We start from the raw sequence: 22798 nt of genomic DNA on the forward strand, positions 1-22798 counted from the left end.
AGCGCCGTCATCGCGAGCAAGCTCGGCTCCCACAGGGTTCTACAGTGTCCATAGATCGTTGTTCATCGACCAAGCGGCTTTTCTTGACCTTTAAGTCAGAAAATCGTTGACCGAAAAGTCAGAACTGATAAATTCAGCCCACGTCGATACAACAATAATGAGTCTGCGAGGCCTTCCGTGATCCAGTTTTTACTCAACCAGGAACTCCGTAGCGAGCACGCCCTGGACCCGAACCTGACCGTGCTCAACTATTTGCGCGAACACGTTGGCAAACCCGGCACCAAAGAAGGCTGCGCCAGCGGCGACTGTGGCGCGTGCACCGTGGTGGTAGGCGAATTGGAAACGGACGCCAATGGCCGCGAACGCATTCGCTACCGCAGCCTCAATTCGTGCCTGACCTTCGTCTCGTCCCTGCACGGCAAGCAACTGATCAGCGTCGAAGACCTCAAGCACCAGGGCCAACTGCACAGCGTCCAGCAGGCGATGGTCGATTGCCACGGTTCGCAATGCGGCTTCTGCACACCGGGCTTCGTCATGTCGCTGTTCGCCCTGCAAAAGAACAGCGAGCAACCCGACGCCCATAAAGCCCATGAAGCCCTGGCCGGCAATCTCTGCCGTTGCACCGGCTACCGGCCGATCCTGGCCGCCGCCGAGCAGGCCTGCTGCGCTAAGCAGCCGGATCAGTTCGACGCCCGCGAAACCGAAACCATCGCCCGCCTCAAAGCCATCGCCCCGACCGAGACCGGTGAACTCAACAGTGGTGACAAACGCTGCCTGGTGCCGCTGACCGTCGCCGACCTGGCCGATCTCTACGATGCTTATCCTCAAGCACGCTTGCTGGCCGGCGGCACGGACCTGGCCCTGGAAGTCACGCAATTTCACCGCACCTTGCCGGTGATGATCTACGTGGGCAACGTCGCCGAACTCAAGCGCATCGAACGCTTCGACGATCGCCTGGAGATCGGCGCTGCGGCCGCCCTCTCCGATTGCTACGAGGCCTTGAAAGCCGAATACCCGGACTTTGGCGAATTGCTGCAGCGCTTCGCCTCGCTGCAGATCCGCAACCAGGGCACCCTGGGCGGCAACATCGGCAACGCCTCGCCGATTGGCGACTCGCCGCCCCTGCTGATCGCCCTCGGCGCACAGATCGTGCTGTGCAAGGGCCAGACCCGCCGCACCCTGGCGTTGGAAGACTATTTCATCGACTACCGGGTCACCGCCCGCCAGGAAAGCGAATTCATCGAAAAGATCATCGTGCCGCGGGCCAGCGCCGAACAGGCGTTCCGCGCATACAAGGTGTCCAAGCGCCTGGACGATGATATTTCCGCGGTGTGCGCGGCGTTCAACCTGCGCATCGACAACGGCGTGGTCCGCGACGCGCGCGTGGCCTTCGGCGGCATGGCCGCCACCCCGAAACGCGCCACGCATTGCGAAGCGGTATTGATCGGCGCGCCGTGGACCGACAGCAGTGTCGAACGCGCCTGCCTCGCCCTGGCCGAAGACTTCACGCCGCTATCGGACTTCCGCGCCAGCAAGGAATATCGCCTGCTCAGCGCCCGCAACCTGTTGCGCAAATACTTCATCGAACTGCAAACGCCGCACATCGAGACTCGGGTGACCGCTTATGTCTAACCATCACACCGTAGAGAAGACCCAAGCCGAACTCGCCGAGCTGTTCGCCCGCGACCTCACCACCGGCGTGGGCCGCAGCGTCAAGCACGACAGCGCCGCCAAGCACGTGTCCGGCGAGGCGCAGTACATCGATGACCGCCTGGAATTCCCGAACCAGTTGCACGTCTATGCCCGGCTGTCGGACCGCGCCCACGCCCGGATCATTCGCATCGATACCACGCCCTGCTACGCCTTCGAAGGCGTGCGCATCGCCATTACCCACCAAGACATCCCTGGCCTGAAGGACATTGGCCCGCTGTTGCCGGGCGATCCGTTGCTGGCCATCGATGATGTGCAGTTCGTCGGCCAACCGGTGCTGGCTGTCGCCGCCAAGGACCTGGACACCGCGCGCAAGGCAGCGATGGCGGCCATCGTCGAATACGAAGACCTGGAACCGGTACTGGACGTGGTCGAGGCCCTGCGCAAGCGGCACTTCGTGCTCGACAGCCATACTCACAAGCGCGGCGATTCGGCCACGGCACTGGCGAGCGCCGAACATCGCATCCAGGGCTCGTTGCACATCGGCGGCCAGGAACACTTCTACCTGGAAACCCAGATCTCCTCGGTGATGCCCACCGAGGACGGCGGCATGCTCGTCTACTGCTCGACCCAGAACCCCACCGAAGTGCAGAAACTGGTGGCCGAGGTGCTGGGCGTGTCGATGAACAAAGTCGTGGTGGACATGCGCCGCATGGGCGGCGGCTTTGGCGGCAAGGAAACCCAGGCCGCCAGCCCGGCGTGCCTGTGCGCGGTCATCGCGCACCTCACCGGCCAGCCGATCAAGATGCGCCTGCCTCGTGTCGAAGACATGCTGATGACCGGCAAGCGCCACCCCTTCTACATCGAATACGACGTCGGCTTCGACAGCACCGGGCGCCTGCACGGCATCGCCCTGGAACTGGCCGGCAACTGCGGTTGCTCGCCGGACCTGTCGGCCTCGATCGTCGACCGGGCGATGTTCCATGCCGACAACGCCTACTACCTGGGCGATGCGACCATCAACGGCCACCGCTGCAAGACCAACACCGCGTCGAACACCGCTTATCGTGGTTTCGGCGGGCCCCAAGGCATGGTCGCCATCGAAGAGGTGATGGACGCCATCGCCCGGCACCTGGGACTCGATCCGCTGGCGGTGCGCAAGGCCAACTATTACGGCAAGACCGAGCGTAACGTCACCCACTACTACCAGACCGTCGAGCACAACATGCTCGAGGAAATGACCGCCGAGCTTGAAGAAAGCAGCCAGTACGCCGAGCGTCGAGAAGCGATCCGTCGCTACAACGCCAATAGCCCGATCCTGAAAAAGGGCCTGGCGCTGACCCCGGTGAAATTCGGCATTTCCTTTACCGCCAGTTTCCTCAACCAGGCCGGGGCCTTGATCCACGTCTACACCGACGGCAGCATCCATCTGAACCACGGCGGCACGGAAATGGGCCAGGGCTTGAACACCAAGGTCGCGCAAGTGGTGGCCGAGGTGTTCCAAGTGGAAATGGACCGCGTGCAGATCACCGCGACCAACACCGACAAGGTCCCGAACACCTCGCCGACCGCGGCCTCCAGTGGCGCCGACCTGAACGGCAAGGCGGCGCAAAATGCCGCCGAAACCATCAAGCGGCGCCTGGTGGAATTCGCCGCGCGCCAGTACAAGGTCAGCGAAGAGGACGTGGAATTCCACAACGGCCATGTGCGAGTGCGCGATCACATCCTGAGCTTCGAGGCGCTGGTGCAGCAGGCGTATTTCGCCCAGGTCTCGCTGTCGAGCACCGGCTTCTACAAGACCCCGAAAATCTACTACGACCGCAGCCAGGCCCGCGGCCGGCCGTTCTATTACTACGCCTATGGCGCGGCCTGTGCCGAGGTGATCGTCGACACCCTCACCGGCGAGTACAAGATGCTGCGCACCGACATCCTTCACGACGTCGGCGCCTCGCTGAACCCGGCCATCGACATCGGCCAGGTCGAGGGCGGTTTCATCCAGGGCATGGGCTGGCTGACCATGGAAGAGCTGGTGTGGAACGACAAGGGCAAGCTGATGACCAACGGTCCGGCCAGCTACAAGATCCCCGCCGTGGCCGACATGCCGCTGGACCTGCGGGTCAAGCTGGTGGAAAACCGCAAGAACCCCGAAGACACGGTGTTCCACTCCAAGGCCGTGGGCGAGCCGCCGTTCATGCTCGGCATCGCCGCGTGGTGCGCCATCAAGGACGCCGTGGCGAGCCTGGGGGATTACCAGCACCAACCGAACATTGATGCGCCGGCGACGCCGGAGCGGGTGTTGTGGGGGTGTGAGCAAATGCGGGGGTTGAAGGTGGTCAAGACTGAGGAAGCTGAAGCCGAAGTGGCTTCGCTCTAGACCGCGGCGCGGCTATCGCGAGCAAGCTCGGCTCCCACAGGGATTTTGTAGCCCTGAAATTCCCTGGGAGAGCTCAGGGATTATGTTAGCCCTGAAATCCCCCTGTGGGAGCTCAGGGATTATGTTAGCCCTGAAATCCCCTGGGAAAGACCAGGGATTATGTTAGCCCTGAAATCCCCTGGGAAAGATCAGGGATTATGTTAGCCCTGAAATCCCCTGTGGGAGCTGAGCTTGCTCGCGATGAGGCCCGAACAGACAACAGAGATGTCGAGGTGAATATGTACAACTGGATCAGCGCCCTCGCCGACCTGCAAGATCGCGGTGAACCCTGCGTGCTGGTGACGATCATCGAAGAGCTCGGCTCCACCCCGCGCAACGCCGGTTCGAAGATGGTCATCAGCGCCAGCCAGACGTTCGACACCATCGGTGGCGGACACTTGGAATACAAGGCCATGGAAATCGCCCGGCAGATGCTCGCCAGCGGCCAGCAGGACACCCATCTGGAGCGCTTCAGCCTCGGCGCCAGCCTTGGCCAGTGCTGCGGCGGCGTCACCGTGCTGCTGTTCGAACCCATGGGCCAGGTCCAGGCGCAGATCGCCGTGTTCGGCGCCGGCCACGTCGGCCGCGCCCTGGTGCCGCTGCTGGCGAGCCTGCCCTGCAAGGTGCGCTGGATCGACTCGCGGGAGGCGGAGTTCCCCGCACACCTGCCCCATGGCGTGCGCAAGATCGTCACCGAAGAGCCACTGGATGAAGTCGACGAATTGCCCGTCGGCAGCTACTGCATCGTCATGACCCACAACCATCAGCTCGACCTGGAACTGAGCGCCGCGATCCTCAAGCGCAACGACTTTGCCTACTTTGGCCTGATCGGCTCGAAGACCAAACGGGTCAAGTTCGAGCATCGCCTGCGTGATCGTGGTTTTGACAGCAGCACCTTGCAGCGCATGCGTTGCCCGATGGGCATCGGCGAAGTCAAAGGCAAGCTGCCTGTGGAAATCGCCGTCTCCATCGCCGGCGAAATCATCGCCACCTATAACGCCGATTTCGGCCAGCACACCGCCCGCGCCGAACCGATCGCCAAGCTGCTGCCGGCCTCGCGCCGCAGCCAGGCGAACCGTTGAACACTCGTTGAGAATTCCCATGCCCCTGACACGCAAAGCCTACCGCGCCGCCCTGCTCCACAGCCTCGCCGACCCGGCCGAAGTCGGTATCGAGGCGTCCTATGAATATTTCGAAGACGGTTTGCTGGTGGCGGAAAACGGCCAGATCAGTGCCATCGGCCACGCCCATGACTTGCTGCCGACCCTGGCAGCGGACATCGAAATCACTCATTACCCGGACGCGCTGATCACCCCCGGTTTGATCGACACCCACATCCACCTGCCCCAGACCGGCATGGTTGGCGCCTATGGCGAGCAATTGCTGGACTGGCTCAACACCTACACGTTCCCCTGCGAAAGCCAGTTCGCCGACAAGGCCCACGCCGATGCCGTGGCCGATATTTTCGTCAAGGAACTGCTGCGCAACGGCACCACCACCGCGCTGGTGTTCGGCAGTGTGCACCCGCAATCGGTGAATGCGTTTTTTGAAGTGGCCCAGAAGCTCGATCTGCGGATGATCGCCGGCAAGGTGATGATGGACCGCAACGCCCCGGACTACCTGGTCGACACTGCCGAATCCAGCTACACCGAGAGCAAGGCGCTGATCGAGCGCTGGCACGGCAAGGGCCGCCTGCACTACGCCGTGACCCCGCGTTTTGCGCCGACCAGCACGCCGGAACAACTGGCCCTGGCGGGTCAGTTGCTGGGGGAATATCCCGACCTGTACATGCAGACTCACATCAGTGAAAACCTGCAGGAAGTGCAATGGGTCAAGGAGCTGTTTCCAGAGCGCAAAGGTTATCTGGACGTCTACGACCACTACCAACTGCTCGGCGAACGTTCGGTGTTCGCCCACGGCGTGCACTTATGTGACGACGAATGCGCGCGCCTGGCCGAGACCGGTTCGGCCATCGCGTTCTGCCCGACCTCGAACTTTTTCCTCGGCAGTGGCCTGTTCAACCTGCCGATGGCCGAGAAGCACAAGGTGAACGTAGGGTTGGGCACGGATGTGGGTGGCGGCACCAGTTTTTCGCTGCTGCAAACCCTGAACGAAGCCTACAAGGTGATGCAGTTGCAGGGCGCGCGGCTGAGCCCGTTCAAGTCGCTGTACCTGGCCACCCTCGGCGGCGCCCGGGCCCTGCGCCTGGAGGACAAAATCGGGACGTTGCAACCGGGGACCGATGCGGACTTCCTGGTGCTGGACTACAACGCCACGCCGCTGCTGGGCTATCGCCTCAAGCAAGCCAAGGACATTGCCGAGCGGTTGTTCGTGTTGGTGACGCTGGGGGATGACCGGACGGTGGCGCAGACTTATGCGGCCGGTAAATTGGTGCATCAGCGGTAGATTTTTATTGCCTGTTAAATCGCCATCGCGAGCAAGCTCGCTCCCACAAGGGTTATGTGAACAACACAAATCCACTGTGGGAGCGAGCTTGCTCGCGATTGACGGTATGACTGATTCAACCCATCAAAGCTTAGCGGTCGACCGCCCCGGCTTCTTGCTCTGCAACAAATGCGAAAACACCGCATGCAAATCATCCGACGCGCTTTCTTCATCGAGGTTGAGCTTGCTGTCGATGTGGTCCATGTGATGCATCATCAGGTCCACCGCCAGCGTGGCATCGCGCGCCTCGATGGCGTCGATCAACTGGGTGTGCTCGTCATAGGAACAGTGGGAACGGTTGCCGCTTTCGTATTGGGCGATGATCAGCGACGTCTGGGATACCAGGCTGCGCTGGAAGCTGATCAGCGGGGCATTCTTCGCCGCTTCGGCCAGCTTGAGGTGGAACTCTCCCGACAAGCGGATGCCGGCGCCGCGGTCGCCACGGGAGAAACTGTCGCGCTCGTCGCTGACCATCTGCCGCAGCTCAGCCAATTGCTCCGCCGTGGCATGCTGCACCGCCAGTTCGGTGATCGCCCTTTCCACCAGGCGCCGGGCCATGAACACCTGGCGTGCCTCTTCGACACTCGGGCTCGCCACCACCGCACCGCGATTGGGCCGCAGCAACACCACGCCTTCGTGGGCCAGGCGTGACAGCGCCCGGCGAATGATCGTGCGGCTGACCCCGAAAATCTCCCCCAGTGCCTCTTCGCTCAACTTTGTACCGGGCGCCAGGCGTTGTTCGAGGATGGCCTCGAAGATATGCGCATAGACAATATCGTCCTGGGTTCCGCTGCGACCGGCCTTACCGGTTCGCGGTTGTTTCTTGAGGGGTTGCAACTGTTCGTTCATGGGCACTCGAGTCGGGAGAACTGCGGCGAATTGACCGTGACTGTAATACGGCACAGCGGGTCGCTGGCAAGTATCGCGTAAAATACAGCTCGATTGTACACAACCTCTGATGGCAACACGACTGTACGGCTGTTTGCGGGCATGGCTGTATTGCAATCGGCTACTGCGTTGAGTTTAGGCTTTAAACCCAAAGCCTGCGGCGCGATCGAGCCCAGCCAATCTACAACAAGGACCACCGCCCACCATGACCGAAGTCACGACCACGCCACTTCGTCCATTGGCCGACACCTCGCCTTCGGCCATTGTCGCCGGGTTCATCGCGATGATGACCGGCTACACCAGTTCCCTGGTGCTGATGTTCCAGGCCGGGCAGGCAGCCGGGCTGACCAGCGGGCAGATTTCCTCGTGGATCTGGGCGATTTCCATCGGCATGGCGGTGTGTTCCATCGGGTTGTCGCTGCGCTATCGCACGCCGATCACCATCGCCTGGTCGACACCCGGCGCGGCGCTGCTGATCACCAGCCTGGGCGGCGTGAGTTACGGCGAGGCCATCGGCGCCTATATCACCTGTGCCGTTTTGGTGACGATCTGCGGCCTGACCGGCAGTTTCGAGCGCCTGGTCAAACGTATTCCTGCCTCGCTGGCGGCGGCGTTGCTGGCGGGGATCCTGTTCAAGATCGGCAGCGAGATCTTCGTCGCCACCCAGCATCGCACCGGGCTGGTGCTGGGGATGTTTTTCACCTACCTGATCGTCAAGCGCCTGTCGCCCCGCTACGCGGTACTGGCGGCACTGTTGATCGGTACGGCGCTGTCGGGCCTGCTGGGGCTGTTGGACTTCAGCGGCTTTGCCCTGGAAGTCGCGACGCCGGTCTGGACCACGCCGCACTTTTCCCTGGCGGCCACCATCAGCATCGGCATTCCGCTGTTCGTGGTGGCGATGACCTCGCAGAACATGCCCGGCATCGCCGTGCTGCGGGCCGACGGCTACAACGTGCCGGCCTCGCCGCTGATCACCAGCACCGGCATCGCTTCGCTGTTGCTGGCACCGTTCGGCTCCCATGGCATCAACCTGGCGGCCATCAGCGCGGCCATCTGCACCGGCCCCCACGCCCACGAAGATCGCAACAAGCGCTACACGGCGGCGGTCTGGTGCGGGATTTTCTACGGGATTGCCGGGGTGTTCGGCGCGACGCTGGCGGCGTTGTTCGCGGCGCTGCCCAAGGAACTGGTGCTGTCCATCGCGGCCTTGGCGCTGTTCGGGTCGATCATCAATGGCTTGAGCATCGCCATGAGCGAAGTGAAGGAGCGGGAAGCGGCGTTGATCACCTTCATGGTCACGGCGTCGGGGCTGACGCTGTTCTCCATCGGTTCGGCGTTCTGGGGGATTGTGGCGGGGGTGTTGACCTTGCTGATCCTGAACTGGAGCAACGATTGAAAGCATCGCGAGCAAGCTCGCTCCCACAGGGGATGCGTGTCGTTCACATCACCACTGTGGGAGCGAGCTTGCTCGCGATAGCGGCCTGAAGGGCAACAGCTACCCGACAGACAGGCACAAAAAAACCGGCGCCCGAAAGGGCTGCCGGTTTCTGACCATCAAGCGACCGGATTGATCGGCTTTTCCGGGTACCAGACGTCCATCAGCGGGCTGACTTCAACGCTGGTCAGCTCAGGACGTGCCTTGAGCCAGGCTTCAACGGCAGCGCGCTGCTCTTCGGTGACCGAGCCACGCTTCTGCAGGCAAACCAGACCGTAGTCGTCGCCGCCGACGTAGCCCAGGCCGTTGGCTTCCATGGCTTCTTTCAGGAAAGCGTCGAGGAAAGCGTCAATAGCCTCATCGGCCAGATCTTCTTTGAAATCCAGGTTCAGTTCGAAACCCAGCTCTTGAAATTCATCCACGCACAGTTTTTTGCGCAGACGCTGGGAACGGTTAGTCGCCATTGGAACAATCCTCATAAGTAATAACGGCCGGCACTTTACCAGTTTGGTGCGTCGATTGCCCGACTGATCGGGCGGATCGGCCTACCGTCGGTAAAAAATCGCAGCCGAAGGGCTCAGGCAGGGCCCAAGCCGTTGCGGCTTGGGGCATAATGCCGACACTTTCATGACCGTTGAGGACGTTCATTTTCATGTCCTCGTCTTTTCCCCCTCGCCTGTAGGGTTTTATTTCAAATGATCAAATCTTTGCGTCCACTGCTTCTGGCCGGCTTTCTTCTTCCCCTGGCCCTCCCTGTCACCAGCCATGCCGCCACGATCAACACTGCCCTGTCGCCCAATGTGCAAAAGGCCCTCAAGGCCAGCAAATTGCAGGACGACGCGCTGTCCCTGGTGATGGTGCCGCTCAACGGCCCCGGCACCCCGACCCTGCACAACGCCGACGTTTCGGTTAACCCCGCTTCCACCATGAAACTGGTGACCACCTACGCGGCCCTGGAAATGCTCGGCCCCAATCACCAGTGGAAAACCGAGTTCTACACCGACGGCACCCTCAACGGCGGGATCCTCAACGGCAACCTTTACCTCAAGGGCGGCGGCGATCCCAAGCTGAACATGGAAAAACTCTGGCTGCTGATGCGCGACCTGCGGGCCAACGGCGTGCAGCAGGTGACCGGCGACCTGATACTGGACCGCGGCTTCTTCATCCAGCCGCAACTGCCCGAGTTCAACGACGACGGCAACGACGAAAACAAACCGTTCCTGGTCAAGCCCGACTCGCTGCTGGTCAACCTCAAGGCCCTGCGCTTCGTCGCCCGCAATGACGGTGGCCGGGTGCTGGTGTCGGTGGAACCGCCGATTGCCAGCATTCGCATCGAAAACCAGGTCAAGGCGGTCAACTCCAAGCAATGCGCCGGCGGCGTGCGCTACAACCCGGTGGCCCAGCCGGACGGCAGCGTGACGGTGACCGTCGGCGGCCAGCTCGGGGACGGTTGCAGCTCCCAGACCTACCTGTCGTTGCTGGACCATGCCACCTACACCGCCGGCGCCGTGCGGGCGATCTGGAAGGAACTGGGCGGCAGCATCCAGGGCAAGGACCGCCTGGCCGCGACCCCGAGCAACGCCAAGGTGCTGGCCCGGGCCTTCTCCCCGGACCTGGCGGAGATCATCCGCGACATCAACAAATACAGTAACAACACCATGGCCCAGCAGTTGTTCCTGAGCCTCGGCGCGCAGTTCCGTAACGAAGCCGACGGTGATGACGCCAAGGCCGCGCAACGGGTGGTGCGCCAGTGGTTGGCCAAGAAAGGCATCACCGCGCCGCACCTGGTGATGGAGAATGGTTCCGGCCTGTCCCGGGCCGAACGGGTCAGCGCCCGGGAAATGGCGGCCATGCTGCAAGCCGCCTGGCGCAGCCCGTACTCGGCCGAGTTCATCAGTTCGATGCCGATTGCCGGCACTGACGGCACCATGCGCAAACGCCTGAAGACCACCGCCATGGCCGGCGAAGCCCACGTCAAGACCGGCACCCTGAACACCGTTCGCGCCATCGCTGGCTACAGCCGGGACATCAATGGCAATACCTGGGCGGTGGTGGCGATTCTCAACGATCCGAAGCCTTGGGGCGCTTCGTCGGTGCTGGACCAGGTGCTGCTGGACCTGTATCGCCAGCCGAAACTGCCGCAGACGGCTTCGGCGCTCTAATCCAGCACAAACCCAATGTGGGAGCGAGCCTGCTCGCGATTCGGTAGGTCAGCAGATATCGATGCTGAATGACATATCGCTATCGCGAGCAAGCTCGCTCCCACAGGCAATGCTGTTCACTTAAGGAAGCGGTGCTTTTCCGAGGGGGGGGAGCGCTGTTTTCTTTGGGGTTGGGTTGGGTTGGATTGAGTACATATCCGTTGCTGCGGTAACGGCGGCTTAGGGTTCCGCCCTGACGGCGGCTCACTTTTGAAAAGCACAAAAGTAAGCAAAACGCTCCTGCCCCAACACTCGGTGCCTCGCTTAGGCTCGGCATACCCTCACTCCGGCGGGCCCACGGAGCAATGCCGGAGTGAGGGCATGCCGAGCCTAAGCGAGGCACCAAGTGGTGGGGTAAAAGCGTTTTGCTTACTTTTGACTGGGCCGGCTTCCGGGCTCTTCAAAAGTGAGCCGCCGTCAGGGCGGAACCCTAAGTGGCCGTGACCGCAGCAACGGATATATACACCTACCCTGAAGATCCACAGCCTTAAGTGAACAGCATTGCGCTCCCACAGGGGATTTGTGTCGAACACGAATGGTGTGCCCACTGAAGATCAACTGTGGGAGCGAGCTTGCTCGCGAATGCGGTGTAACATTCAAGCATTGCGTCGGCTGACACCCCGCCTTCGCGAGCAAGCCCGCTCCCACACCCTTCGCCCCAGCCCCAGTCAAAAATGGCTAACCCAGCTGCACCTCAACCCGATCCCGCCCGGCCTGCTTGGCCGCATACACGCCCGAGTCAGCCCTTAGCAGCAACGCATCGGCACCCTCTCCGGCGCGCCAGGTGGCGATACCAAAGCTGGCGGTGACAAACCCCACACCCTCGATGGGCGCCGCCCGCAAGCCTTCCCACAGCTCCAATGCCAAGGTGTAGGCGCTGTCGCTGTCGGTGTCCGGACACAGCACCACGAACTCTTCTCCACCCAGCCGGCAGAACACATCGGTGCGCCGCAAGCGTTGGGCGACGCGCTGGCAGACAGCCTGCAACACCCGGTCGCCCACGGCGTGGCCATGCTGGTCGTTGATGCGCTTGAAGTGGTCGATGTCGAGCATGATGACCGCCAGCCCCCCGGAACCGCGCTCGACCCGAGCCATCTCCGAAGTCAGGCGGTCCTGGAAATAGCGACGGTTGCGAATACCGGTCAGGACGTCGGTCACCGACAGGGCCCGCAGTTCTTCTTCCACCCGCTTGAGGTCGGAAATATCCGAGATATAGCCGTGCCACAACACCCCGCCGCCGGGCAGTTCCTCGGGCGTGGCCTCGCCGCGTACCCAGCGCAGGCCGCGCAAGGGCAATTGCACCCGGTACTCTTCCCGCCACGGGCTCAAGGTGTGGGCCGAAGCGCGAATCGAAGCGCGCACCCGCGTGCTGTCCAACGGATGAATGCGCGAGAAAATTGCCTCGGCGTTCTGCACCAGCACATCAGGTTCCAATTCATAGATGTCGCGAATGCCGTCGCTGGCATAGATCACGCTGAAGCGACCATTGAAATCCATTCTGAACTGATAGATCCCCCCAGGCACGTGGGCGCTGAGCTTTTTCAGCAACAGGTCACGGGCGGCCAATGCTTCGTGGACACGCTTGCGCTCGGTGATGTCGATGCAGATCGCCAGGTGTCCGACCCACAATCCCTGGTCATCGAGCATCGGTGTGGCGAGCATGTTCACGGTCAGGTGGCTCCCATCGCGGCGCACCAAAGTCCACTCCCGCGCCTGTTGCCCGCCCTGCTCGCCGCCCTCGAGCAGCATCGCGTGGCAGCTGGGAATCGGTTTGCCAAAACGCGCGCCAAGCTGGGCGGCCCGGGCCTGGAGCTCGCGCGGCACATGCAAGCTCTCCAGGGTCATGCTTTGCAGCACTTCGCAGCTCGGGTAGCCGAGCATTTGTTCGGCACCGGCGTTGAAGGTGGTGATGACGCCACGCAAATCCGTGGCGATGATCGCAACCTGGGTCGCGGCATCCAGCACACCGCGCAGCTGTCCGTGGGTACCGCGCAGCTCCTGCTCCCGGGCGTGCAATTCACGGGTGCGTAGTTCCACCAGTTTCAGGGCCCGCTGCCGCTGGCTGACCAGCACATAGAGCAAGGCGCTGAGCAGCAGGCTGAGCAAACCGCCGAGTATCACCATGCTGGTGACCGAAGAATGATTGGTGGACAGGAAAACCCGGCTGGGCCGCAGCTCTATCCGGTAATCGCGATCGGCCAGGCGCAGCAGGCGGGTCGCCGACAAATCGCCGTGGCCCTGTCGGTTGTGGGATTCGAACAGGGCCTCCTCCGCGTTTTCGGTAGACAGGTCCATGACACGCATCGAGAGATTGTCGTGAGCGGCCGCCGGCAGCCCATCACCCGCCAGTTGCCGCATGCTGATGGCCGCCACCACGTACCCGAACGGTTCGCTGGCCGATTCCCGGATGACCGGCGCAACCAGCAGGACCCCGCGGGCAAACACCGGGTCGGTGCCCATCAGCTCCAATGGCTGCGAAGCCACCACCGCGCCACGCTGGCGGGCCCGCTCAAGCGCGGCACGAGGCAACGGTTCGGAAAGCAGATCCAGGCCCAACGGCGCCCCAAAGGAAGCCTGGCTCTGGATGTAGAGCATCGGCGCATATTCGTCCCGTTCGGCGGCCTGGCGCAGGCCCCCGTTGCCGTCTGCCTCGCGGATCGTGAAATGAGTGGCCCCTTCGCCCTGCGCTTGTTGTTCGAACGATTGCCGTTCGTCGCGCAGCACCCTGGGCGCCCAGGCGAAAGCTCGGGTACGGCGCAATAGCGCGTCGGCGTAACCACGAAATTCAGGGTTGGAGACCCCTTCGGAGTTGGCAAAGAAGCGCCTGAGGCTGTCGAGGCGTTGCTCCTGGTCCTGGAAGTGCTCTTCGATGCGGCTGAAACGCTCCTCGGCTTGCAGCTCGAAGCGCTGGCGCAATTGCTGATTGAACAGGTTCATCATCGCCCAGGTCAGCACGCCGGTCAGGACCGTTCCGGCCAGCAGGACCAGCGAAGCCACCAGCCAGGCCGAAACGTCTTCGCTGATAAAGCCCAGGATCCTGGGGCGCACCTGATGCAATGCCATAAATACAACTCAGAAAGGAGCCAGGCATAGGCACAGCCCTGGACACAGCCTAATTTATAGCTATTCGCCATCACTTTGACCAGCCCTTAAAATAGGCCAGAAGCCTTGTATTACAAGGCTTCGTGGATCCAATCAGCTGCGAGTCAACGCGCCATGATCTTCCAGGCGCGGTGGATCTTGCCGTTGCGGGCGAAATCCGGATCAATGGTCTTGGCGGTGATTTCTTCTACCGCGTAGCGCTCGCCGAGGTTGTCCTCGAGCTGGAACTTGCGGAAGTTGTTGGAGAAATACAGCACGCCGCCCGGCGCCAGGCGCGCCATGGCCAGGTCCAGCAACTGCACATGGTCGCGCTGCACATCGAACACGCCTTCCATGCGCTTGGAGTTGGAGAAGGTCGGCGGGTCGATGAAGATCAGGTCGTACTCGTCACGGCTGGCTTCAAGCCAAGCCATCACATCGCCCTGCTCCAGGCGGTTCTTGTCGGAAAAACCATTGAGCGACAGGTTGCGCCGCGCCCAGTCCAGGTAAGTCTTCGACAAGTCGACACTGGTGGTGCTCCGGGCACCACCCTTGGCGGCATGGACGCTGGCGGTCGCGGTGTAGCAGAACAGGTTGAGGAAACGCTTGCCGGCCGCCTCTTTCTGGATCCGCAGGCGCATCGGCCGATGGTCGAGAAACAGCCCGGTGTCCAGGTAGTCGGTGAGGTTGACCAGCAGCTTCACGCCACCTTCGTTGACCTCGGTGAACTTGCCTTGGGCGCTCTGGCGCTCGTACTGCTTGGTGCCGCTCTGGCGCTCGCGACGCTTGATCACCACGCGGCTCTTGTCCACGTTCAGCGCCTGGGGAATCGCCGCCAGGGCATCGAACAGCCGGGCCGAGGCTTTTTCCGGGTCGATGGACTTGGGCGCGACGTATTCCTGGACGTGCACCCAGTCGTGGTACAGGTCGATGGCCATGGAATATTCCGGCATGTCGGCATCGTAGACCCGATAACAGTCAACGCCTTCACGCTTGGCCCACTTACTCAGCAGCTTGAGGTTTTTTTGCAGGCGATTGGCGAACATCTGTCCGCCTTCGCTCAACCGTGCCTGCTCGACCACAGGGGCCGGTGCCGGTGCCGGCTTGATCGGGTTGCCATTCTTGTTGTACTGGCGCTCTTGCGGTACTTCCGGGGCTTGATCGTAGGCGGCCTGTTCACGCTCGGCCTGACGCTGTTCCGGGGTGCGACGCTCACCCGTGACGAACTGATCCGGCAATACCTTGATCAGCAGCAACTTGCACGGCAAGGCGCCGTTCCAGAACGAATACTGCTTGTGGCTGCGAATGCCCATGCGCTTGCCCAGGTCCGGCGCGCCGGTGAACACCGCCGCCTCCCAGTTCAGGCAGGCCTGGCGCAGGCGCTCGCCAAGGTTCTGGTAGAGGTAAAGCAGGCTGGCTTCATCACCCAGGCGCTCGCCGTACGGTGGGTTGCAGATCACCAGGCCCTTCTGGTTCTGGTCTGGACGCGGCTCGAAGGTGGCGACTTCGCCTTGATAGATCTTGATCCACTCGCTCAAGCCTGCACGTTCGACGTTGTTGCGCCCCGGCTGGATCAGCCGTGGGTCGGCTTCGTAGCCGCGAATCCACAACGGTGGCTTGGCCAGGCCGGCGGCGGCGCGTTCACTGGCCTCTTCGTGGAGTTTCTTCCACAACGCCGGCACGTGGCCGAGCCAGGCGGTGAAGCCCCACTGCTGACGACGCAGGTTCGGCGCCATGTCGGCGGCGATCATGCCGGCTTCCACCAGGAACGTGCCGACACCGCACATTGGGTCGGCCAGCGCCCCGCCTTCAGCGGCAATACGCGGCCAACCGGCGCGGATCAGGATCGCGGCGGCGAGGTTTTCCTTCAGCGGCGCGGCACCTTGCTGCAGGCGATAACCGCGCTGGTGCAGGCTGTGGCCGGAGAGGTCGAGGGAGAGGATCGCTTCGCCGCGGTCCAGGCGCAGGTGGATGCGCAGGTCCGGGTTGAGCTTGTCGATGGACGGCCGCTCGCCCGATGGCGTGCGCAGCTTGTCGACGATGGCGTCCTTGACTTTCAAGGCGCCGAAATGAGTGTTGTCGATGCCCGAGCCGTGGCCGCTGAACTCTACGGCCAGGGTGCCATCGGCCAGCATGTGGTCTTGCCAGTCGACATCCAGCACGCCGTGATAGAGGTCTTCGGCGTCCTTCATCGGGAAGCGCTTGAGCACCAGCAGCACGCGGTTGGCCAGGCGCGACCACAGGCACAGGCGATATGCCGTTTCCATGTCGGCCATGCCGCGTACGGCCGAGGTGTGCTCGCGCGCCTCTTCAAGGCCAAGCCCGACGGCTTCCTCGATGAGCAGGCCTTCGAGGCCCTTGGGACACGTGAGGAAGAGTTCGAAACGATCGGACATGGGATTTCCAGAGCCTTTGGCTAAGTGGACCGGGCAACGCATTGCCGGGCCGGGTTCAATCAGGTGCTTTTCTCAAGAGCACCCGCGTGGCACGAAAGTGTGCCGTGCCACCCTCGCCGCTCAGGTTAAAAGAGCTTAGATGCGAAGGCAGATAAAAAATTCTGTGCAACAAATTGTGAAAACTCGACCCTTTCGTCGAATAGTACCCGAGTGCAACGGGAGGACATTCTCATTCGAAGGAAGGCCGCCCTGTTTGGCGCAGGGCCGATCATACAGGGGTCTTGCTCAAAAGCGGTCACCGAACATCAAGTTACTTATCGCCCCAACATCTTTATTGTTACGTGCTTATGACAAAACGATCATTCCATCCATGTGACGCTTTGGTTAGAACTCAACACAGGTTGACGTCGCAACGGCGTCAACACCTCGGCTCGTCACGCCGGCAACGAGCCACCAACGGCAGAATGATTCTGCCCCGGCCTCGATAGAGGTCGACGCTAAGTAACAGTCAACAAGTGAGGGCAACACCCTATGAGAAGACTTAAGCGTGATCCGTTGGAAAGAGCATTTTTACGTGGTTACCAATATGGCGTTGGTGGTAAATCCCGTGAGCTTTGCCCCTTTACTCTACCGTCAGTACGCCAAGCCTGGATCAATGGCTGGCGAGAAGGACGCGGCGACAACTGGGACGGTATGACCGGCACTGCGGGTATCCATAGACTCAACGAACTTCACGCCGTCGGCTGACACAGGGCTTAATACTCAAGAACTCGACAATTTGATACCCATATCGATTTAACCACGCACGTCCCATCCGGACGGCGGGCTACGGCCCAGGGGGCTCCTTCGAGGAGCCCTTTTTAATGCCTGGGTTTCATGAACTTGGGCTGCAAACACTGTTGTGGCAAGCCCCTGTGGGAGCAAGGCTTGCCCGCGATGAAGACAACGCGGTCTACCTGGAACCGAGGCGCCTGCATCGCGAGCAAGCTTTGCTCCCACCAAGGTTTACTCCCACAAAAAACCTGCTTGCCACCATAGAGCTGACCGCGCCTGAATCACCCCAACGCCGCAATGGCATCCACCGATTCACGAATCAACGCCGGCCCCTTGTAGATAAAGCCCGAATAAATCTGCACCAGGCTCGCCCCTGCGGTGATCTTCTCGGCGGCGTGGCGGCCTTCGGTAATCCCGCCCGCGGCGATGATCGGCAAGCGCCCCGCCAGTTCAGCGGCCAGCACCTTCACGGTGTGGGTGCTCTTGTCACGCACGGGCGCGCCAGACAAGCCGCCCGCCTCGTCACCGTATTCCAGCCCTTCGACCCCTTCGCGCCCCAGCGTCGTGTTGGTGGCGATCACCGCGTCCATGCCCGTGTCGATCAGCGCCTGGGCCACCTGGGTGGTTTCTTCGTCGGTCATGTCCGGGGCGATCTTGATTGCCAGCGGCACGTGTCGGCCGTGAATCAACGCCAGTTCTGCGCGACGCCGGGCCAGGTCGGCCAGCAGTTGCTTGAGCGAATCACCGAATTGCAGGCTGCGCAGCCCCGGGGTGTTGGGGGAGCTGACGTTGACGGTCACGTAGCTGGCGTGGGCGTAGACCTTGTCCAGGCAGATCAGGTAGTCGTCGACGGCGCGCTCCACCGGCGTGTCGAAATTCTTGCCGATGTTGATGCCCAGCACGCCCTTGTACTTGGCCGCGGCCACACGGGCCAGCAGATGATCGACGCCCAGGTTGTTGAACCCCATGCGGTTGATGATCGCCTCGGCTTGCGGCAGGCGGAAAAGCCGTGGCTTGGGGTTGCCCGGCTGCGGTCGAGGGGTGACGGTGCCGATTTCCACGAAACCGAAACCCAACTGGGCGAACCCGTCGATGGCCGCGCCATTCTTGTCCAGGCCCGCCGCCAACCCGACCGGGTTGGGAAACTCCAGGCCCATGACCGTCACCGGCAATTTCGCCGGGGCCTTGCACAACAAACCGTTGAGGCCCAAACGTCCACCCGCGCCGATCAGGTCCAGGGACAGATCGTGGGAGGTTTCCGGGGAAAGTTTGAACAACAGCTCACGGGCCAGGGTGTACATGGGTGGGTTTGACTCGTTCGAAGAAATGAGGCGCGGATTATAGCGGGGTAGCGGGATGGGAGCGAGCAACCGGTGGTTGCCGGCTCCTCGGCTTGGATCAAGGAACGGCCGTTTCATTCACAGTATAAGTGTGGTCAGTGCGTTTCAAGTTGCCAAAGATGAGTGGGAAGTAAAGAAGCGCCATCATCATGGCGAGGCAGCCATTGATAATATGACTTTGAGTATCGTCGCCCATTTCGGACTCACTTAACCATAACGCTACCGCGCCCCCGACCAGGTTGACAGCGTGACCAAACGAGAGACGCAGCCCCCCAAGAGTCAGAGCGTCCGCCAATTGGGCACCAGTGGGTCGTTGAACGCCAGCTCGCACCTCCAAGACCATTTGCTGCAAAGAATCCGGATCAGAAAATACCGAATCCAGTCCTCGCGTGGGTGATAGCACCTGCCAACTTTTGCAGAGAATCGAGACAGTCGTGTCGACTACCATCCCCAGGCCATTGAGCCCGGCTTGAATAGCGTCCGCCCCGAAATCGTAACCCAACTCTGCGGCCGCCCTGGCGGGACCACTCAACGGCAGAACGCTATTGAGCTCCCTCAGCATACCGAAGACGGCGCCATGAACCACAGCGGTAACCCCGGTTGTCGCGTAATTCGCGTCCCCTGAATTGTCTGTCAAAGGGAAGAAGGCTTCAGCCGCGGCTCTGGCCGCGATATAGACAACTCCGCCGGTCATTGCAGGAAATAGCTTCGAGGCCGCGCCCGAGAGACATGCCATGATCGTACTTCCCATCACCGCGCTCGCCATGAAGATACACGACACCCTCGAACGCCAGGTCGCCTCCCCTACGCACTCCCTGCGGATGGCCCCTATCAGGGTCAGCGCAGGGCCCGTCATTGCCAGCGCGACGGTCGCCCACGCCTGAGTAGCCTCGGGTGTATCGCCTTCGCGAATCGCGTGTTCGACGAGAGAGGCCACGTATTCACGCAAAAGGGTCGCCAGCACAATGATCAGCCCCGTACGCCCGACGACGTTCAGCAGATTGAGTCCCGGCCCCTTGGCGGCATCGAGCAGTTCCATGCCAGCCTCGATCACAGCCTTCAATCGACCTTCCCTACTTCCGGTGTCCGCGGCCCCTTCATTTATCAAGATGAATATCTCGTGTTCTTTAGAGCTGGGGGGCCTCTCACCCGTTTGGATGTAGCGATCAACTTGGCTCTTGGTCTCTTGATCTTGCTCACCCAAATCGTTCGACAATCCCTGCAAAGAAGGCTCTATCGCACCACTTAATCGCTCAAAACCCGCCGCTATTCGCCGGGGCGTTCCTAACGTCTCCACAGTAGAGCCCTCAACGCTCAACTTCGTGGGATCAAGCGTAAGTGAGTACCTGGCCGAGGTGTGTAGAGCCGCAACGCTTTCATGCCGCTGAGAAGCAGCGAAATTGTTATTTCCTCCCTCAATTCTCATGGTTATTTCCCTTTGTTGTTTGCCGTTAACTGCTCGGAGCGATTGTCACCACTCACTCTTCTCCCACGCCTCATCTTCCGTGGGCATGAACACATCCCGTATAAGGCTCTTGGTAAACAGATCCATCGAGAACGCCAGGCCATTGGCACCGCTGACTTCTTTATAAAGCAGCGACTTTTCCAGGCCTTCGTCTTTCAAACGAACCAAAACCTGCAGCGTGATTGCCATCAAGGCCTGGGCGGTGGGGTACGCCACCGTTGTTCCATCGGGCCCCCGCAGTGCGCGCAGAAACTCATAAATCACCTTCTCCCCTTGGCCCTCCATGGCCAGCAGCAATTGATACAAGTGCTCGAACTCAGGATCCGCGCGCTGGTTGCCGGGGGCTTGCTCATGGGCAGCCAATAGCCGCGATTCGAGCGTTTCGATCGACGCGTTCGTGCCGCGATCCAGCGGGCTGGAACCGCTCATGGGTTCAATCTTCATCGTGGGCCTTCGTAGAATCGATTGGCGTGGGACCGGCGAAGCTCGAACACAAGTCCTTCAGCGCCTGCATCGATGCCTGGTCGAGGGAACGAACCGCCGCCGGTAGGTGGGCGATACTCGCCAATAACCGGGATTCCAGTCGTTCCCGAGTGTTTTCAACGTCCAATTCCAACAGTTGATCCGCCAGCCGCAGCACATAGCGCTCTTGCGGGTGATATTCCAGCATCAGCTCGCCGGACCAGCGCGTGCGCAGGCGTTCGCGCAAGGCATGGCCGCGCGGGCGACAATGCACTGGCAACAACAGGTGCAGGATCGCGCCCGAGTCGCCCGAGTCGCCCGATTGCCTCGCCAGCCAGCGCTCCAGCATTTCATCCAGCCATTGCGGGTGACTCAAGGCTTGTGCGAGCAGATCGCGTGCGGCCCGGGCCAGATCGTTGCGCAATTGCAGCCCCAGGGCTTGTGACTTCAGCAAGCCGTCGGCCAGATGCTCGCTCGCTCGCAGGACGCCTTCGGCGTAGCCCTGTTGAAACGCCTGCGCATGCACCGCCTCGACATCGCGCTGGGCCTGCTCGACACACTCGCGCGCACGGCGTTGGGCCTCCCGCTGTAAGCGGTGACGACGGCGCGCGGCAGCGATGTCTTCGCGAGCCACGCGCACATCGTCCCCAGCGGGCAAGTCAGTCAGGGTTCGAATGGAGTCGAGCATGCTGCACCGCCAAAAAAAACAGGGTTGAATCAGGTTTCGCCACGGGCCATTGCCGGTGCAGGTGAACGACCGGCTCGCAGAACTGCAAGCACAGGCGCTCGAGCAAAAGAGCAGGAACGTGCTCGCTCCAGCTCCACAACGCATTGAGGCCTGCTGCTTGGACCTGCGCCATTGAAACCGGCGCGCCTTCGATCGGCAGCCCACCTCGCGGCCCCAGGTTGAAGCTGGCAAACCGCCGGACCGATACGGGCAAGCACAGCAGCGCCGCGCCTCGCGCCAGGTCGGGCATCAAGCGATAGGCGCCCATCAACACGGCGATATAGGGCAACTGCCGCCAATGGCGAACCCATTGTTTCGCCACGCCGCTAAGCGGCGTCGCAGGCCACGGGTCTTGCAGGCCCAGCCCCTCGAGCACAATCCGGTTGAGCACAGTGCGAGCCTCGGGCCCTTCGAATCCTGCCGGTACGAGCAGACGCTGGGGGTGCAGGTACCCCAAAGGCTCGGCGAGGATGTGCTCCAGGCACTCAAGGTCCGACATCACGCCGCCCCGCGCTTGACTGGCGGTAGGCCCAAGCGCCGCCACCGGCCAACAGCACCGCGCCGATCGCCGCCCACCACCACGGCCCCGACGAATACCCCGGCGTGACGACTGCTGACGGCGCCACATGCTGGGTCGGGGAACGCTTGGACAACACCACCGAGACGTTCTCGTACTCCACCGCCGCAAAACTGTTCTTGAGGAAACGCTTGATGTCGGTGATCAGCAACTGCGGTTCGACATCGCGCTCATGCAGCACCACCGCCGCGAGATGGACCGGCGGCGGCTTGCGCCCGCCCTCGCCCGCATCCAGGTCGTAACTGACATGGACCCGTGCCGACACCACGCCTTCGAGCACACTCAGGGACTGTTCGATGCGCTGCTCCAACGCCGAATACAAGCGGGCTTTTTCAGCACGGGGCGAGGCCACCAGGGAATCGGACGGAAACATCTCGGCCACTTGCAGGCGTGGCCGCGAAGGCAATGAATAGAGATTGAGCAGATCGACGGCAGCGGAAAAATCGAGGGCATCGATTTTCACCGCATAACCGGTTTTGCCGGTGTCGACTTTCACCGCCGCGATATTGTTGCGTTGCAGCACCGACAGCACTTCATTGGCCTGCTGCTGATCCAGGCCTTCCAGCAGGTTCGGCTGGCGACACCCCGCCAGCGCCAGGCACAACAACAGCAGCAGCGCGCCCGTCTTCATGACGCACGCAACAGGGTTTCTGCCGTGCCCACGGCTTTGCGCACCAGCACGTTGAGCAAGTTGATATCCACGTTGTACTGCCCGGTCAGCTCCTGCAACTGGGCCAGCACTTCCGGGTCGGTGATATCCGGGCGTTGCAGCAACTGATTGATCGCCGAGACGTCTTGCGTGCTGTCGACGGCGGAACCGGCGAACGCTTCGATCAAGCGCGATTCCAGGGACACGATCGGGCCTTCCTGCGGGCCACGCAATTCAACGAAGCCTGACCGCGTGATAAGCGACGAAAAAATACTTGGGATGGACATACGATGCA

Annotated in this window: 18 protein-coding genes; 7 read left to right on the plus strand and 11 right to left on the minus strand. The window is 61.7% G+C overall.

From position 1 onward, the window contains the following. Positions 1-177: 177 nt before the first annotated feature. The 4 genes from xdhA (at position 178) to guaD (ending at position 6469) form a co-directional block, all read left to right on the plus strand. Entirely contained in the window at positions 178-1632 is a 1455-nt protein-coding gene (xdhA, locus tag LQ215_RS11095; protein WP_230149686.1) for a xanthine dehydrogenase small subunit, read from the plus strand. After that, on the plus strand, positions 1625-4024 hold the full coding sequence (gene xdhB / locus LQ215_RS11100) for a xanthine dehydrogenase molybdopterin binding subunit (RefSeq protein WP_230149687.1): 2400 nt from the start codon (positions 1625-1627) through the stop codon (positions 4022-4024). Before xdhA ends, xdhB begins: the two co-directional genes overlap by 8 nt. Before the next feature lie 278 nt (positions 4025-4302). Continuing rightward, positions 4303-5145, plus strand: coding sequence for a xanthine dehydrogenase accessory protein XdhC (gene xdhC / locus LQ215_RS11105; RefSeq protein WP_230149688.1), 843 nt, complete (start codon positions 4303-4305; stop codon positions 5143-5145). A 19-nt stretch (positions 5146-5164) separates the two neighbouring features. Continuing rightward, a complete protein-coding gene (guaD, locus tag LQ215_RS11110; RefSeq protein ID WP_230149689.1) occupies positions 5165-6469 on the plus strand; it encodes a guanine deaminase in 1305 nt (434 codons plus the stop codon). Positions 6470-6592: 123 nt separating this feature from the next. Here guaD and LQ215_RS11115 read toward each other — a convergent pair whose 3' ends face one another. Next, entirely contained in the window at positions 6593-7357 is a 765-nt protein-coding gene (locus LQ215_RS11115; RefSeq protein WP_230149690.1) for a GntR family transcriptional regulator, read from the minus strand. Between the two features lie 244 nt (positions 7358-7601). Between LQ215_RS11115 and LQ215_RS11120 the strand changes: the two genes are divergently transcribed. Then, a complete protein-coding gene (locus tag LQ215_RS11120) occupies positions 7602-8792 on the plus strand; it encodes a benzoate/H(+) symporter BenE family transporter (RefSeq protein ID WP_046063834.1) in 1191 nt (396 codons plus the stop codon). A gap of 158 nt (positions 8793-8950) precedes the next feature. Here the strand turns inward: LQ215_RS11120 and LQ215_RS11125 are convergent, their stop codons facing one another. Further along, entirely contained in the window at positions 8951-9295 is a 345-nt protein-coding gene (locus LQ215_RS11125; RefSeq protein WP_072407906.1) for a YggL family protein, read from the minus strand. Between the two features lie 231 nt (positions 9296-9526). Between LQ215_RS11125 and dacB the strand changes: the two genes are divergently transcribed. Then, positions 9527-10993, plus strand: a complete 1467-nt coding sequence (gene dacB / locus LQ215_RS11130; protein WP_230149691.1) for a D-alanyl-D-alanine carboxypeptidase/D-alanyl-D-alanine endopeptidase — start codon at positions 9527-9529, stop codon at positions 10991-10993. Between the two features lie 717 nt (positions 10994-11710). On the opposite strand, the gene LQ215_RS11135 is transcribed toward dacB, so the two are convergent. Beyond that, complete coding sequence (locus LQ215_RS11135) at positions 11711-14095, minus strand: sensor domain-containing diguanylate cyclase (RefSeq protein WP_230149693.1); 2385 nt, start codon at positions 14093-14095, stop codon at positions 11711-11713. Between the two features lie 143 nt (positions 14096-14238). Continuing rightward, positions 14239-16509: a bifunctional 23S rRNA (guanine(2069)-N(7))-methyltransferase RlmK/23S rRNA (guanine(2445)-N(2))-methyltransferase RlmL gene (gene rlmKL, locus LQ215_RS11140; protein ID WP_122567895.1), complete on the minus strand. Its 2271-nt coding sequence runs from the start codon at positions 16507-16509 to the stop codon at positions 14239-14241. 531 nt (positions 16510-17040) lie between these two features. Between rlmKL and rmf the strand changes: the two genes are divergently transcribed. After that, positions 17041-17256 carry a ribosome modulation factor gene (rmf, locus tag LQ215_RS11145; RefSeq protein ID WP_003223300.1) on the plus strand — a complete coding sequence of 72 codons (216 nt, stop codon included), beginning with the start codon at positions 17041-17043 and terminating at the stop codon, positions 17254-17256. A gap of 308 nt (positions 17257-17564) precedes the next feature. Here rmf and LQ215_RS11150 read toward each other — a convergent pair whose 3' ends face one another. From LQ215_RS11150 to sctI, 7 genes are all read right to left on the minus strand, one after another. Continuing rightward, positions 17565-18584 carry a quinone-dependent dihydroorotate dehydrogenase gene (locus LQ215_RS11150; RefSeq protein WP_230149695.1) on the minus strand — a complete coding sequence of 340 codons (1020 nt, stop codon included), beginning with the start codon at positions 18582-18584 and terminating at the stop codon, positions 17565-17567. A gap of 97 nt (positions 18585-18681) precedes the next feature. Then, positions 18682-19662, minus strand: a complete 981-nt coding sequence (locus tag LQ215_RS11155) for a hypothetical protein (protein WP_230149697.1) — start codon at positions 19660-19662, stop codon at positions 18682-18684. 432 nt (positions 19663-20094) lie between these two features. Continuing rightward, on the minus strand, positions 20095-20532 hold the full coding sequence (locus LQ215_RS11160) for a hypothetical protein (protein WP_230149699.1): 438 nt from the start codon (positions 20530-20532) through the stop codon (positions 20095-20097). Then, positions 20522-21238 (minus strand): oxygen-regulated invasion protein OrgB, encoded by a 717-nt coding sequence (locus LQ215_RS11165; RefSeq protein ID WP_230149700.1) that lies wholly within the window; start codon positions 21236-21238, stop codon positions 20522-20524. Before LQ215_RS11165 ends, LQ215_RS11160 begins: the two co-directional genes overlap by 11 nt. Further along, the gene (locus LQ215_RS11170) at positions 21210-21776 is read right to left on the minus strand and encodes a secretion system protein (protein WP_230149702.1); all 567 of its coding nucleotides are present in this window, start codon (positions 21774-21776) and stop codon (positions 21210-21212) included. Before LQ215_RS11170 ends, LQ215_RS11165 begins: the two co-directional genes overlap by 29 nt. Beyond that, positions 21763-22485: an EscJ/YscJ/HrcJ family type III secretion inner membrane ring protein gene (locus LQ215_RS11175; protein ID WP_230149704.1), complete on the minus strand. Its 723-nt coding sequence runs from the start codon at positions 22483-22485 to the stop codon at positions 21763-21765. Before LQ215_RS11175 ends, LQ215_RS11170 begins: the two co-directional genes overlap by 14 nt. Continuing rightward, positions 22482-22790 carry a type III secretion system inner rod subunit SctI gene (sctI, locus tag LQ215_RS11180; RefSeq protein WP_230149706.1) on the minus strand — a complete coding sequence of 103 codons (309 nt, stop codon included), beginning with the start codon at positions 22788-22790 and terminating at the stop codon, positions 22482-22484. The genes LQ215_RS11175 and sctI overlap by 4 nt, the downstream gene beginning before the upstream one ends. Between the last annotated feature and the right edge of the window lie 8 nt (positions 22791-22798).

Origin of the sequence: Pseudomonas brassicacearum (genome assembly GCF_918698105.1) — a bacterium.
Classification (GTDB): domain Bacteria; phylum Pseudomonadota; class Gammaproteobacteria; order Pseudomonadales; family Pseudomonadaceae; genus Aquipseudomonas; species Aquipseudomonas brassicacearum_F.

Coding starts and splice junctions, on each gene's coding strand:
- LQ215_RS11170 (WP_230149702.1), bottom strand. CDS start 21,776: ATGTCGGACCTTGAGTGCCTGGAGCACATCCTCGCCGAGCCTTTGGGG.
- LQ215_RS11160 (WP_230149699.1), bottom strand. CDS start 20,532: ATGAAGATTGAACCCATGAGCGGTTCCAGCCCGCTGGATCGCGGCACG.
- rlmKL (WP_122567895.1), bottom strand. CDS start 16,509: ATGTCCGATCGTTTCGAACTCTTCCTCACGTGTCCCAAGGGCCTCGAA.
- xdhC (WP_230149688.1), top strand. CDS start 4,303: ATGTACAACTGGATCAGCGCCCTCGCCGACCTGCAAGATCGCGGTGAA.
- LQ215_RS11175 (WP_230149704.1), bottom strand. CDS start 22,485: ATGAAGACGGGCGCGCTGCTGCTGTTGTTGTGCCTGGCGCTGGCGGGG.
- LQ215_RS11115 (WP_230149690.1), bottom strand. CDS start 7,357: ATGAACGAACAGTTGCAACCCCTCAAGAAACAACCGCGAACCGGTAAG.
- xdhB (WP_230149687.1), top strand. CDS start 1,625: ATGTCTAACCATCACACCGTAGAGAAGACCCAAGCCGAACTCGCCGAG.
- LQ215_RS11125 (WP_072407906.1), bottom strand. CDS start 9,295: ATGGCGACTAACCGTTCCCAGCGTCTGCGCAAAAAACTGTGCGTGGAT.
- LQ215_RS11135 (WP_230149693.1), bottom strand. CDS start 14,095: ATGGCATTGCATCAGGTGCGCCCCAGGATCCTGGGCTTTATCAGCGAA.
- LQ215_RS11155 (WP_230149697.1), bottom strand. CDS start 19,662: ATGGAACTGCTCGATGCCGCCAAGGGGCCGGGACTCAATCTGCTGAAC.
- LQ215_RS11120 (WP_046063834.1), top strand. CDS start 7,602: ATGACCGAAGTCACGACCACGCCACTTCGTCCATTGGCCGACACCTCG.
- LQ215_RS11165 (WP_230149700.1), bottom strand. CDS start 21,238: ATGCTCGACTCCATTCGAACCCTGACTGACTTGCCCGCTGGGGACGAT.
- guaD (WP_230149689.1), top strand. CDS start 5,165: ATGCCCCTGACACGCAAAGCCTACCGCGCCGCCCTGCTCCACAGCCTC.
- dacB (WP_230149691.1), top strand. CDS start 9,527: ATGATCAAATCTTTGCGTCCACTGCTTCTGGCCGGCTTTCTTCTTCCC.
- rmf (WP_003223300.1), top strand. CDS start 17,041: ATGAGAAGACTTAAGCGTGATCCGTTGGAAAGAGCATTTTTACGTGGT.
- sctI (WP_230149706.1), bottom strand. CDS start 22,790: ATGTCCATCCCAAGTATTTTTTCGTCGCTTATCACGCGGTCAGGCTTC.
- LQ215_RS11150 (WP_230149695.1), bottom strand. CDS start 18,584: ATGTACACCCTGGCCCGTGAGCTGTTGTTCAAACTTTCCCCGGAAACC.